Genomic DNA, 12104 nt, shown 5'->3' on the forward strand with positions numbered 1-12104 from the left:
GATCAGTGTGTAAACCGTTTCAATTGTTACGATAGCTCACCGGCTGCTTCGAGACGCTTTTACACAGCCGACGCGTACAGAGGGGCACGCGTGGCCATCACGGACAAAATCTACGTCAAGAACCACCAGCAGCTCGCCTCTCAGTTAGAGACGAGTTTCCCGAAGGGGGCGTTCAAGGGTGCGACGCTGGACATCCTGTTTCAGGGCGAGGGGTTGGCAAAGCTCGACGAAGCCTCCAGAGAGCGAGTCCTGGATTTCGCTGAGGACTTCCTCGACTGTGACTGTGAGGCCAACCCCCACTGTGGTTGTGCCGAGCGGAAGTTCATCTCGTACCTGCTGGAACTGCGCGAACAGGGAATGGGGCCGGACGCAATCGTCGACGTGATGAGCGACGACTACATGCTGTATGCGTATCCGGGCGACGTGCTATCTTTCCTCGATAACTCCGTCAGAACGTTAGAAGCCGTGGAAACCCTGGCCGATGTCGATGGGCGCGACGACGTCGCCGAGGACGTACAGCAGAAACGCCAGCGGTTACTCTAGGTCGTCGAAGCTGCCGATGCGGTAGGAGGCGTCTTCCTCTTCGCCTTGGTCTAAGTCTTCGAGATGGATGACCTCGTCCTGGTCCATCTCGTCAAGTTGCTGGCGGAGCTTCGTGACGTAGCGCTTGTGCTCTTCCAGTTGTTCGCGGAGGTGCTCGGCTTCGAGTTCGAGCCGCTCGTGCTCGCGGACGAAGCTCTTCGGGACTTCGACTTTCGGCGGGAAGCTCTCGGTGCTGGTCTCGGTCGCGTCGTCCTCGAACTCGTGTTCCGGGGCGACTTTCACCTGGCCGTCGTGGGAGACGAGCGTGTCGACGTAGTCCCGGAAGACTGCGGACAGCGAGATGTCGCGCTCCTCGGCGATTTCGCGGAGGGTTTCGAATTTGTCCTCGCTGACGCGAAAGGAGATGGTCTTGTTTTTGTTGCCCATAGTTATGTACTGTTTTACTAGCAACGTATTTAATCGTTTGTCAGACGCTACCGGACCGGTTCCCCGGGGCCGTGTCTGGCAACAGTCGAACCGCTGTGATTTAACAGCCGGCCGACCCCGGTACCGGACAGAGATGGCGACAGACATCGACGCAACCGCTCACCACTTCGGTATCATCGTTAGCGATCTGGACCGCGCCGTCGAGTTCTACCGCGACGTGCTCGGACTCGACGTGCTGACGCGCTTTTCCGTCGGTGACGAGGCGTTCGGCACCGCCGTCGACATCGAAGGGGCCAGCGCCGAACTGGTACACCTCGACGCCGGCGGCGCGCGTCTGGAACTGGCGAGCTACGAGCCCGAGGGCGAGGCACTGCCGGACCCGGACCTCAATCGACCGGGAGCGACCCATCCCGGGCTGGAAGTCGACGACCTCGAGGCCGTCGCCGACCGACTCCCCGACGATGTCGAGACGCTCAGCGGCCCCCAGACGACCGAGAGCGGGACGACCATCATGTTCGTCGTCGACCCCGAAGGAAACCCCATCGAGCTACTGGAGCCGTAACGCCAGTCGCAAAAAACCGCCGACAGCGTCGAGGTTAGTCGGCGCTGGCTTCCGCCTGTTCGTCCTGCAGGCTTTCGAGTGCGCCGACGACCGACTGCCGATAGTTCTCGATTGACAGTTGCTCGTACTCCTCGTCGGCCATCGCGATGTACTCGTCGGTGGCCGGGTCCTCCATATCGGCCTCCTTGTACCGCTTGACCCGATCGAGCGTCCGCTCGGCCGTCTCCACGACCCAGCGGTCCCGTGTCGCCTCGTCAACCTCGGAGATGGATTCTGGGCGAATCGAGACGTTGACTTCGCCCTCGTCGGTCTCGTAGGTGCGTGGTTTGCCGACGACGGCGACGTAGGCCGGCGGCTCCAGTTCGCGCAGCATCGACGCTGCGTCGGGCTGGTACTGCCCGGCGTACATGAAGAACGTGTCGCCGTTAGGGTCGACGACCCGGCCCTGCCAGTACTCGCTGTCCTCACCGACGTCTTCGGTTTCGGTGAGGGTCCCGACCAGGAACACGCGGTTGGCGCGCTGGCCGGTCGGCAGGAGGACGTACACCGGCGCGCGGTCGTCGTCGGATTCCTTGAACGTGTAGCTCGCGTCGTTGAACTCGCGTGCGAAGACGCGCCGTGCGACCTCGCGGGTGGGTGTACTCGCCATTTAGATCGACCTCGCTTTGATGAGAATCTCGTCTGCATCCACGGCCCCGGTCAGTCGCTCCTGCTCGTCGGCGAGCAAGTAGCGGCCGAAGGTCGGGCCCCGGACGCGGTAGTACCGGCCGAGGATCTTCTGTCGCATCTCGTCGGCGACAACGGTGGTGTCGAGCGCGTCCATCGCCATCTCTTTCGCCTCTTCGAGGGCGATGCCGGTCAGTTCCTCGGTCGCTTCCTCGTCGAAGATGACCTCGGTGACCTCCTCGCCATCATCGAGGACGCCCTTGATGCGGAGGTCGAACTCGCCTTCGACCTCGCCGTGTTCGCTACAGCGGCCGTTCTGGAGAACGCGTGTGCAGTCGTCCTCCGGACAGCGCTTGATGAGACCGGAGCCGGACTGGATGTCGACCAGCGCGCCTTCGGCCTCGACGCTGTCGTCGCCGACCTCGATTTCTTCGTCCAGTTCCTCGATGGTCGTCGTCCGGTTGAGCTTCACGGAGAAGCGGCCCTGATACTCGTCGGTGACGACGTTACGCAGGGCGTAGGACTTGCCTTCTTCGAGCGACGGGAGGTCTGACTTCGACCACTTCGTGAACTTGATTGTGCCCGTCTCGTCGCCCAGCAGACCGACCTGGGCCACGGCGTCAGCGCGCGGGTCCCAGAGTTCGACGACCGTCGCGCGAACGTCGACCCACTCCTCGGGGGCGTCGACGTCGGCGACGTTCACCTGCTCGTTGCCGCCACCGTCGCCGCCGCCCAGTTGGTCGCGGTCCATGCCGGCCTCGTCGAGGTACGTGTTGACGACGCTCCGGCGGGCCTCGCTGATGGGGACCTGGTAATCGTTGACCAGCGTATCGAGACGCTCGACGACGTCATCGACATCGATCTCTAGCTGGTCGGAAAACTGCTCGTGTATCTCTGTCGCGTGGGTACGCAAATCTGACTCAGTCATTGGCTTTCACTGTCTCCGCCTGGTTTTCGTTGGGAGACGTTCGATGGTTGGTCGCCTTTGGTTATAAACACTCGCCCAGCGGAGTGAAAGTGAAGGTGTGCGCCGTGTCGTCGTTCCGGGCGAAGACCGCGCGAGAAGATTGATTTGTCGGCGGATACAACGGTCGGTATGGCCGACGACGACCGACTCGCACGGTTCATCCGAGATACCTTGCGGTCGGCCGAGCAGCAACTCTCCGACGCGAAGAGGGCCTACGCGAACGGCAAGCGGTCGGCGAAGGCCGGCCTGCCCAGAGACGAGGAGGGACGGGCCCGCATCGTCTGTCGCCGCCACGCCGAGTACCGGGCGGTGTCGATGGACGAACAGCGGCGGCCGGTCTGCTACGAGGCGGAGAACCCGGACTGTCAGGGCTGTGTCGAGGACATCAGAGACGGCACGATAGAGACGTGGTAAGCAGCTGCCGGCAGCGGCTCCGACCGTTTTTCAACAGGTTCGCCAGTACAACACTTTAGCACTGGCCGGGTTAACTCCGAGTATGGAGCGTCCAATCGTCGCGCTCGTCCTGGCCGGGGGAACCGGCACACGGCTGTATCCGGCGAGCCGGAGCGACCGGCCAAAGCAGTTTCTCTCGTTTGGTCGAGACCAGTCACTGCTCGCCGAGACTGTCAATCGGGTGGGGTTCGCGGACGAGACCTACGTGCTGACTCGGGAGTCATTCGCCGACGGGGTACGGGAACGGGCCCCGAGTGCGGCGGTGTTGACCGAACCGGAGCCCAAAGACACCGGTCCGGCGCTGGCGTATGCGGCACACCGCATCCGCGAACAGGTCGGCGACTGCGTCCTGCTGTGTCTGCCGAGTGACCACCGGATTTCGGGGCCGTTCGAGACAGTCGCACGTACGGCCGCACGAGTCGCAGTGGAAACGGACGGGCTCGTGACCGTCGGCATCGAACCGGACCGGCCAGCGACCGGCTACGGCTACATCAAGCCCGGACCGTCCGAGAACGGCTTCGCGCCGGTCGAAACATTCCACGAGAAACCCGACCGGGAGACCGCGACGGAGTACGTCCGGGAGGGGTTCTACTGGAACGCCGGGCTGTTCGCCTGGACGCCGACAGCCCTCCTGTCTGGAGCCGCGTCCTCGCCGCTTGCGCCTATGGTCGAACGGCTGGGAGAGGACCCCGATGCGGCGTTCGATGCCGTCGACCCGGTGAGCATCGACTACGCCGTGCTCGAAGAGGCCGAGAACGTCTTCGTCGTCCCGGCGGCGCTCGACTGGGACGACCTGGGGTCGTGGGACGCCTTCGAGCGGATCCTCGATAGCCAGGACGGAAACGCGGTGCTGGGCGAGGCGATTACAATCGACGCCGACGGGAACGTGCTGGCGAGCGACGGGCACGTCAGCGCCGTCGGCGTCGAAGACTTGGTGGTGGCGTCCTTCGACGACCGGACGCTCGTCGTCCCAAAGAGCGAGGCCCAGCGCGTTCGTGAAGTGGTCGCAGAACTGCGGGACGACGGACGGTTCTGATCGGGCAGGGGACCAGGACTGTCAGCTCCGCATCGCGCCGCCGTCGACGGGCAGAGCCGTCCCGGTAACGTAGGAGGACCGGGCCGAGGAGAGGAACGCCACCACGTCTCCGAGTTCCTCGGGTTGGCCGACGCGCTGTAGCGGCGCGTCGGACCAGGATTCGATACCCTCGTCGTAGGAGTCGTACTCGCCGCGCTCGACGGCCGCCTCGACGAGTTCCTCGATGCGGGGTGTCTCGTGCGCGCCGGGGAGCACCGCGTTCACGCGAACCTCCGGCGCGAACTCGCGGGCCTGGGTCTTCATCAGGCCGATGACGGCGCGACGGACGGCGTTCGAGAGGACCAGGTCGTCGATGACCTCCCGGACGGAGCGGGAGGTGATGTTGACGATAGTGCCGGCCTCGGAGTCCCTGAGGTACGGGTATGCGGTCCGTGTGGTCCAGACGGCACTCATCACCAGCAGGTCGTAAGCGCTGTACCACTCGCGCTCGGTCGTCTCCATGAACGGCCCGGGGGCCGGACCGCCGGCGCTGGTGACGACGTGGTCGAGGCCGCCGAAGCTGTCGACGGTCTCTTCGACGAGCGCCTCGATCTGGTCGGGGTCGGTGATATCGGCCTCGACGGCCAGTACGTCGCCGTCGCCGATTGATTCGAGATCGTCCCGCGCCGCAGCAACGTGTTCAGGCGTCCGGCCGCAGACGGCCACGTCGGCTCCGTTCGCGGCGAGCGCTTCGGCACTCGCGAGTCCGAGTCCGCTCGTCGCGGCGGTACACAGCGCTGCGTTACCGTCGAGTTCGAGGTCCATGTCCGGAAGAAGTACCGACTGTCCCAAAGAAGTCCCGCTCGCAAACTGTCCCAATGACTGTCGGCCGCGGACTGTCCTAGCTGCCCCAGAAGTTGTCCCGACTCCCGAGACGCCGGCCGTCATCGTCAGCGTCGTCGTCCGTCTCGTCGGTATCGGTGTCGCTCTCTTCGGTTTCGGCTTCCGAAAGGTCCTCGTCCATCTCCAGTCGCTCGATTTCCTCGGCCCGGGCGTGGTTCGAGTGGACGTTCGTCACCTTGACCAGCGAGCGGGCCGGCGGGAGCACGCCGTCGACCATGATGATGAAGCCGTCCTCGGTCCGACCGACACCGGCACCGCTCTCGTGGATGTCCTCGACGTCGACAGTGACTTCCTCGCCCATCTTGACCGGCTGGCTCTTGAGTTCCGAGATGGGCTGGTTGTAGTGATTGCACCACTCGGCGCCGCCACGGTCACCGTAGTGGGTACAGCCCATCCCCTGGATTCGTTCGGTGAATTTGGGACAGTCGTCTGCGAGCGGACAGTCGGCCATATCAGGGGATAACGTGGCCGCTGGCAAAACGCTTGCGACCCCACCCTAGCCCCGCGCAGCCCGTTATTATGTTTGAGATTTTCACCGGCACGCACTTTACCGCCACTCGCTGGTTGTCGCGTAGCATTCGGCAGTACCCAGAGCTATGAGAACGCAGATGTTGGCAGGGCTAGTTTGCTTCCTTTTGATTTGTACGTCCCCGGCTGCCCTCGGTGTCGAGTCGGGTCCACCGACACAGATCGGTACCAGTGACGTCGACAGATCGATTGATGTCCGGTACACGGTCGAGAGAGAACCGAACCGGACCGGTCGAGTACGCGTAACCGCGACGATTGAGCGACCACAGCACGTCACCGGACTGTCGGTACGGACGCCGGCGGCGACGACAGTGCGTCGGGCCGACGGGCTCCGGCCCGACGGCGACCGCTGGCGTATCAGCGATGATACCGGGACGGCACGGCTGACCTACACTGTGCCGGTCGGACTCTCGACGACGTTCGGCCAGCGGACCGCCGCCACGGACAACTGGACGCTGCTTGCCAGACAGGAAGTGTCACTGCGTGCCCGCTGGCGCTGGCACGTGGGGCCACGGCCCATCTGGAACGAGTCGCTGGCACTCGCGCCCGGCCAGGACGGTGTCGCCGGGAGTACGGCCGCCTACATCGGCCCCCACGAGACAGAAACCAGAACGGTCGATGGCGACCGAATCACGCTCGTTGTCCCGGCGGATGCGGACTTGCGACCCAACCGTACCGCCGCGATTGACTCAATCAGCCATGCGAAGCGTGCCTCGACCGCCGGAACGGACCACGACCACATCCGCGTGTTTGTCGCGCCGAACGAACTCGCATCGGGCGGGTACACCCCTTCGAACGGTGAGTCGGACGTCATCGTCAACGCCGGCGAACCCGTCCACTCCCCGGTCAACGTCTGGGTCCACGAGTACCGCCACACCCGACAGACGTTCGAGACGGCACCGGCGATGGACTGGCTCAGTGAGGGCAGCGCGGACTACCACACCGCGGCCCTCACGTACGGCGCGGGCGGTATCGACGAAGACCGGTTCCGTGACAGGATTACGACCGAGCGCCACGAAACCGCGGACCTGACACAGCCCGATAGCTGGGACGGGCCGGGCGCACAGTATCATAAGGGAACACGTGTCGTCGCGGCCATCGATGCCCGTATCCAGCGGTCGACCGACGGCAGCCGAACGTTCGAAACCGTCCTCGACAGGCTGACCTGGCAGGACGACCGCGTCACGCTCGCGCTGTTCGCCGAGACGGTGTCGGCTGTCGCCGGGGACGACCTCGACGCGTTTGTTCGCCAGGCTGTCACTGGCACCGCGCCGTCGGTCCAGACCGACGTGCTCACTGATCGCGACCTGCGGCGAAGCGGCGCGGCAGACACGACCGGCCGGCGGACAAACGCCGCACTATCAGTGGATGGCCCCGCGGCCACAGCGACCAACGCCGCCGACAGGGGCAGGCACGGCACCGATACCGCACGGCCCGTCACCGACCGCCACGGAGAGTGGACCGTGCTCGGGACGCTCGGCATGCTGTCGGTGCTGATGGTCCGTCGCCAGCGACAGCGCGAGCGGCTGTAACGCTCCCCGAATCCCTTCGTCCGCGCCGAAGGGTGCCGTCACAGCCACGAGGTCAAGTCCGGGCTCCCTCAAGGTGTTCTGGGCCGAATATGTTTTTCCACAACTGTCATGCCGACCGCTCACTTGGCATCCGACAATGGCATCACAGTCCATCTTTGAGCGGATCGGCGGTCGCGACGCGGTCGACGCGGTGGTCTCGGACTTCTACGACCGGGTGCTCGACGACCCGGTACTCGAGCCGTACTTCGAAGAGACCGATATGGACCAACTCCGGAGCCACCAGGCTCAGTTCATCAGCGCCGTCGCCGGCGGACCGGTCGACTACGACGGCGATGACATGCAAACCGCCCACGAGGGCATGGGAATCACCGAGGAAGCGTTCGCCAACGTCGCGACCCACCTCGAAGCCGCGCTCCGGGAGAACGGCGTTCCCGACGACGATGTCGAAGCGATCCTCACTGAGGTCGCTGCCATGGAAGACGACATCGTCGAGGCGTAGGACAGCGCCGTGCGGGTCCGACCGCTGGGACATCCGTCGGGAGTACGAGCCGTTCGGTGGCCACAACAGCTTGCCTTCACCCAGTTTCTCAAAACAAAGGCTGACTGTGAATATGCCGCCGTATTATTATCTCTGACCGTCAGACCATGTGTGTGAAGGGACCATGACACTACTGCCCCCCAAGTTGGGTTACCGTGCCTCTGACAATCACGCAAACTAACTAGGTAGTGTCAGTACGGGTCTTTTCACTGTTATACTACGGCGCTATGTACTCACCAGACTATTGTTAGCGACGGGTGACTCTGAGACTAACATGCCCTCGAAAAAGTGGACACTAGAGGGCTGTCCCCGAGTTTAGACCGCGCCTGTTCGTCCGGCGTGCTTCGTGCCTACGACCAATGTTTCAACACACCACTATCGTTCAACGACTTCACGGGCACGGTGGGATTCGAACCCACGACCGTCGGATGTCTTCCCCCGATGGCACAGCCAGCGGAGATAGAAGTCCGACGCTCTATCCGGACTGAGCTACGTGCCCTCGCTGTCGTATATTTCCGGTGGTGACAAAAGAAATGCGAAACACAGTCGCCGGTCAGTCACCGTGGTCGAGGTCTTCTTCGACGTCATCGGCCGTCGCAATGGCGTTTACATTACCGGTCTGAACCGCCGTCAGTCCGTCCAGCTCACAGAGAGCGTCGATTTCGTCCTGTGTCGTCGAGACCAGCAGGTCGTCGAACTGGAGGTGGCGCTCGACGGTCGCGCCGGCGGCCGCCGCGGCGGCGGCGACGCGCTCGGGGTCAGCATCCTCGGCCGTTTCGAGAAGCAACTCGACGGGCTCGCCTTCGATTGGGTCCGCACGCAGGCTCTCGACGGCACGGGAGACGTACATCACTCGGATGAGGGACCGCCGGGGCCTTGATTGTGCTGTTCGGGGTGGTCAAAGCGGGCCTCCGCGACGGCGAAGGCCAGCGTACTAACTAGGCCCAGCAGCGTCCCGCCGGTGAGCATCACCGCGAGGTACTCCAGGTCCCGAACCCCGAGGAAGAAGGCGCTGACGGCGTGTAACACGGCGGCAATCGACAGGACGTAGAAGGGAGCGTTGAGATACCGCCAGCGGAAGCTCCCGTCGAGGTATTCGTCGGTTACGCGGCCGAGACTGGAGGTGATGCCGGCGGCGGCGAACCACTGAATCGCACCCGCGACCAGCGACGCGATTACTTCGAGGGCGTCAGGATCCGTCTGGCGTTCGAGCTCCTGGACGCCGTTGACGCCGCCGATAGCGAGCAGTGCGGCCGCGACGACGTAAGTGATGATCGTCACACGTCCGGCGTAGAGCCCCGACATCGTCCGCTCGACTGCCTCGTCCAGGATCTTCTCAGCGCCGAGGCCGCGCGCGAGGATATAGAGCCCAAGCAAGCCGGAGATGACGCCCAGCGCGGAGCCGGGATACCCCAGCGCTTCGACAGCGATTGTCAGCGGGTAAATCAGCAGGAGGATACCCAGCGGGACCAGAATCGTGCCCCGGGTCTCCGGGTCGTCGAGCACCTGCTTGATGGTGTAGTACATCGATTCGAGGTTCTGTGCCTGGCGGACGACGACGCGGCGGACCCCGTCGATTCGGACCCGCGAGCGGATGACGGGGACGACGGATTCGTCCTGTGCGCCGTCGGTGACGAGGAGCGCCCGCACGTCCTCGCTGGCCGCCAGCGACGCGAGGACGGTATCGACCTCCTCGCCGACCGCCCGGTTGGCGGCCACGTCGCTCCCGTCGACACCGGTGACGGCCGCGACTTCGACCGGTTCGTCGGTGATGTCGTCGTAGATGTGGACGCCCTCGAAGAGGACGTTCACGTCGGAGTCCTCCGGGTCGTTCGAGGCCAGCGCCACCGCTGCATCTACGACGGCATCGCGCCCGATGACTGGCGTCTCGATGCCGGTCTTACGGCCGAGGTCGTCGTCGAGGTCGATACACAGCACCAGCAGCATCTACCGGCGCTACGCCGTCTGTGTTTAACTTCTTTCGGGACCGCCTCACCCTGATTCATGCAGCGTCCCGCGGGTCCGCCGCTCGACGAGCAACAGCGCGGCGAGCCCCAGAATGATGAGCGTGTACGCCGCTGCGGCGGTGAGCGCGGCCTGTTCGGAGCTGTACTCACCGGTGCGGAAGATGATAGCCTTCCGGACCATCGCGATGACACCCGTGTAGATCACCAGACGGACGATGCGGCGCGTCTCGCTTTCCTGCGTGTACGCAACGACGGTCTGGTATACCTCGACGATAATGAAGAGGAGCAGGGCCGTGTCGATGAAGCCGACGACGACCAGCGGGTCGGTGATGTCGCCGCGGAGCGCGCTCTGGAATATCTGGAGGGTCAGGTCGAAGACGCCGATGGCAAAGAGGAGGACCAGCACCAGTGCTGCGACGACTTCGACGTACCGGATGAGCGACTCGCTGACCCCCAACACCCTGTCGTCGAACGACTCCGCTGCCGGCAGTGGCCCGCCCACGGGGTCGGACTCCTCGTCATCCATACACACGAAACGAACCCCAGCCCATTCAAAGCGGTCCCTATCTGGCGTGGCCCGGGTCCGCCGGCCGGGGCTCGTAAGCTTCCTGTGTCACGCCCAGTCGGGAGACGAGCCACAGGACCGGGAGCAACAGCACGCTCCCGGCGACAAACGGCGACCAGTAGCCGACGGCGAAGTACAGCCCACCCATGACCGGCGGGCCGACGGTCCGGGCGAGACTGCCGGCGCCCTGCGTGATGCCGAAGGCGCTCCCCTGAACCGCGGCGCTGGCCCGCTGGGACACGAGCGCCGTCAGCGTCACCGAGAGGATGCCGTTGCCAAGCGGTAACAGCGTCAACACGAGCAAGAGGCCGAGCAGGTCGGCAGTGAGGAACGGGGCAAGTGCGGTCAAGTCGGGGAGAACCGACCCGATGGCCCGCGAAGCCGGGATCGCGCCGACACCGACGACGAGCAGCGCGGTCCCGAACAGCGAGAGCCGGACCGGGCTGTAGCGGGCCGAAAGGCGGCCGACGAGGACCCCCTGCGTGATGACTGCGACGACGCCGATATATGTCAACAGGAGCGCGCTCTGGGCGGCCGTGTAGCCGTAGATATCAGCGACGTAGGGAACGAACATCACCTGCACGCCGGAGAAGGCGAAGGAGACGAGGAAAAAGGCCAGCAGCAGCGGCCGGAGACCCGGGGTCGCCACCGCCGCGCGGAGCTGGGTAATCGACGAGGTACGCTCTGTCGCGGTCGCGGCCGCGGATTCGGCGACGGTCCTGGACTCGGGGAGGAACAGCAGAGCGACGAGCACACCGGCCAGACTCGCGGCCGCGGCGGCGAAGCTCGGGAGCGAGAACCGGGAGATGGGCACAGCCGCCGGCAAGAGACCGTCGACCGCGGCCACCGTGGCGTCGAAGCTCAACACCGCGCCGATGCCGGGGCCGAAGATGAACCCGAGGCCGAACGCGGCCCCGATGAACCCCAGGGCCGCAGCCCGGCGTTCCGGCGGCGTCACGTCGGCGACGTAGGCCTGCGCCGTCGAGAGGTTGCCACCCATCGCGCCGGCCAGCATCCGGGACAGGAACAGCAGCCACAGCGCGTCGGCCAGGCCGAACACGGTCCAGGCAACGACGGAGCCACACAGTGACACCACCAGCACCGGGCGGCGGCCGACGCGGTCCGACAGCGAACCGAGCAGCGGCGCGAAGACGAACTGCATCGCGGAGTACGAAGCCGCAAGCAGTCCGATAACGAACTCCGTCCCGCCCGGGAACGTGCGCGTGTAGTACGGGAGGATGGGGATGATGATGCCGAAGCCCAGCAGGTCCAGGAAGACGACGAAGAAGACCACAGCGAGGCCGCGACGGCGGCGGGACCCGGTAATTCCGGTCCCGGAATCTGTCATACCAGCCTCTGCGTCGGGAAGCCGGATAAGGACGCTGGGGAACGTGCGCACCGTGCGGACCCCGTCCATGCCGTCCCGTCCCACGCCAGGC

15 protein-coding genes and 1 tRNA gene are annotated in these 12104 nt (G+C 64.8%); 6 read left to right on the forward strand and 10 right to left on the reverse strand.

Annotation, left to right across the window (positions count from 1 at the left end):
* Window positions 1–90 precede the first annotated feature (90 nt).
* Window positions 91–543, forward strand: a complete 453-nt coding sequence (locus ACOZ4H_RS01680) for a DUF5814 domain-containing protein (protein WP_004590290.1) — start codon at window positions 91–93, stop codon at window positions 541–543.
* On the opposite strand, the gene ACOZ4H_RS01685 is transcribed toward ACOZ4H_RS01680, so the two are convergent.
* Window positions 535–969 (reverse strand): CopG family transcriptional regulator, encoded by a 435-nt coding sequence (locus tag ACOZ4H_RS01685; protein ID WP_004515935.1) that lies wholly within the window; start codon window positions 967–969, stop codon window positions 535–537. The two genes, ACOZ4H_RS01680 and ACOZ4H_RS01685, sit on opposite strands and share 9 nt — an antisense overlap.
* Window positions 970–1102: 133 nt before the next feature.
* On the opposite strand from ACOZ4H_RS01685, the gene ACOZ4H_RS01690 reads away from it, so the two are divergent.
* Window positions 1103–1531 carry a VOC family protein gene (locus tag ACOZ4H_RS01690; protein WP_424327681.1) on the forward strand — a complete coding sequence of 143 codons (429 nt, stop codon included), beginning with the start codon at window positions 1103–1105 and terminating at the stop codon, window positions 1529–1531.
* Between the two features lie 34 nt (window positions 1532–1565).
* Here ACOZ4H_RS01690 and ACOZ4H_RS01695 read toward each other — a convergent pair whose 3' ends face one another.
* The gene (locus tag ACOZ4H_RS01695) at window positions 1566–2180 is read right to left on the reverse strand and encodes an RPA family protein (RefSeq protein WP_121535950.1); all 615 of its coding nucleotides are present in this window, start codon (window positions 2178–2180) and stop codon (window positions 1566–1568) included.
* A complete protein-coding gene (locus ACOZ4H_RS01700) occupies window positions 2181–3125 on the reverse strand; it encodes a replication factor A (RefSeq protein WP_424327682.1) in 945 nt (314 codons plus the stop codon).
* Between the two features lie 168 nt (window positions 3126–3293).
* Between ACOZ4H_RS01700 and ACOZ4H_RS01705 the strand changes: the two genes are divergently transcribed.
* Together ACOZ4H_RS01705 and ACOZ4H_RS01710 are read left to right on the forward strand one after the other, a co-directional pair.
* Entirely contained in the window at window positions 3294–3578 is a 285-nt protein-coding gene (locus ACOZ4H_RS01705; protein ID WP_424327683.1) for a DUF7091 family protein, read from the forward strand.
* A gap of 82 nt (window positions 3579–3660) precedes the next feature.
* Complete coding sequence (locus tag ACOZ4H_RS01710; RefSeq protein WP_424327684.1) at window positions 3661–4653, forward strand: mannose-1-phosphate guanylyltransferase; 993 nt, start codon at window positions 3661–3663, stop codon at window positions 4651–4653.
* A 21-nt stretch (window positions 4654–4674) separates the two neighbouring features.
* On the opposite strand, the gene ACOZ4H_RS01715 is transcribed toward ACOZ4H_RS01710, so the two are convergent.
* Both ACOZ4H_RS01715 and ACOZ4H_RS01720 read right to left on the reverse strand, forming a co-directional pair.
* Window positions 4675–5457 carry an SDR family oxidoreductase gene (locus tag ACOZ4H_RS01715; protein ID WP_424327685.1) on the reverse strand — a complete coding sequence of 261 codons (783 nt, stop codon included), beginning with the start codon at window positions 5455–5457 and terminating at the stop codon, window positions 4675–4677.
* Window positions 5458–5533: 76 nt separating this feature from the next.
* Window positions 5534–5986 (reverse strand): TRAM domain-containing protein, encoded by a 453-nt coding sequence (locus tag ACOZ4H_RS01720; protein WP_424327686.1) that lies wholly within the window; start codon window positions 5984–5986, stop codon window positions 5534–5536.
* Window positions 5987–6131: 145 nt separating this feature from the next.
* Here ACOZ4H_RS01720 and ACOZ4H_RS01725 point away from each other — a divergent pair, with 145 nt between their 5' ends.
* Both ACOZ4H_RS01725 and ACOZ4H_RS01730 read left to right on the forward strand, forming a co-directional pair.
* Window positions 6132–7595 carry a hypothetical protein gene (locus tag ACOZ4H_RS01725; protein WP_424327687.1) on the forward strand — a complete coding sequence of 488 codons (1464 nt, stop codon included), beginning with the start codon at window positions 6132–6134 and terminating at the stop codon, window positions 7593–7595.
* 136 nt (window positions 7596–7731) lie between these two features.
* Complete coding sequence (locus ACOZ4H_RS01730; RefSeq protein ID WP_424327688.1) at window positions 7732–8094, forward strand: group I truncated hemoglobin; 363 nt, start codon at window positions 7732–7734, stop codon at window positions 8092–8094.
* Window positions 8095–8527: 433 nt separating this feature from the next.
* Here ACOZ4H_RS01730 and ACOZ4H_RS01735 read toward each other — a convergent pair.
* The 5 genes from ACOZ4H_RS01735 to ACOZ4H_RS01755 form a co-directional block, all read right to left on the reverse strand.
* Window positions 8528–8632, reverse strand: a tRNA-Arg gene (locus tag ACOZ4H_RS01735).
* A gap of 54 nt (window positions 8633–8686) precedes the next feature.
* Window positions 8687–8983: a hypothetical protein gene (locus ACOZ4H_RS01740; RefSeq protein ID WP_424327689.1), complete on the reverse strand. Its 297-nt coding sequence runs from the start codon at window positions 8981–8983 to the stop codon at window positions 8687–8689.
* Window positions 8983–10080: a DUF373 family protein gene (locus ACOZ4H_RS01745; protein WP_424327690.1), complete on the reverse strand. Its 1098-nt coding sequence runs from the start codon at window positions 10078–10080 to the stop codon at window positions 8983–8985. The genes ACOZ4H_RS01740 and ACOZ4H_RS01745 overlap by 1 nt, the downstream gene beginning before the upstream one ends.
* A 45-nt stretch (window positions 10081–10125) precedes the next feature.
* Window positions 10126–10626 (reverse strand): phosphate-starvation-inducible PsiE family protein, encoded by a 501-nt coding sequence (locus tag ACOZ4H_RS01750; RefSeq protein ID WP_424327691.1) that lies wholly within the window; start codon window positions 10624–10626, stop codon window positions 10126–10128.
* A 37-nt stretch (window positions 10627–10663) separates the two neighbouring features.
* Entirely contained in the window at window positions 10664–12013 is a 1350-nt protein-coding gene (locus ACOZ4H_RS01755) for an MFS transporter (protein WP_424327692.1), read from the reverse strand.
* Between the last annotated feature and the right edge of the window lie 91 nt (window positions 12014–12104).

It is taken from the genome of Haloarcula amylolytica (assembly GCF_049705545.1).
Taxonomy (GTDB): domain Archaea; phylum Halobacteriota; class Halobacteria; order Halobacteriales; family Haloarculaceae; genus Haloarcula; species Haloarcula amylolytica_B.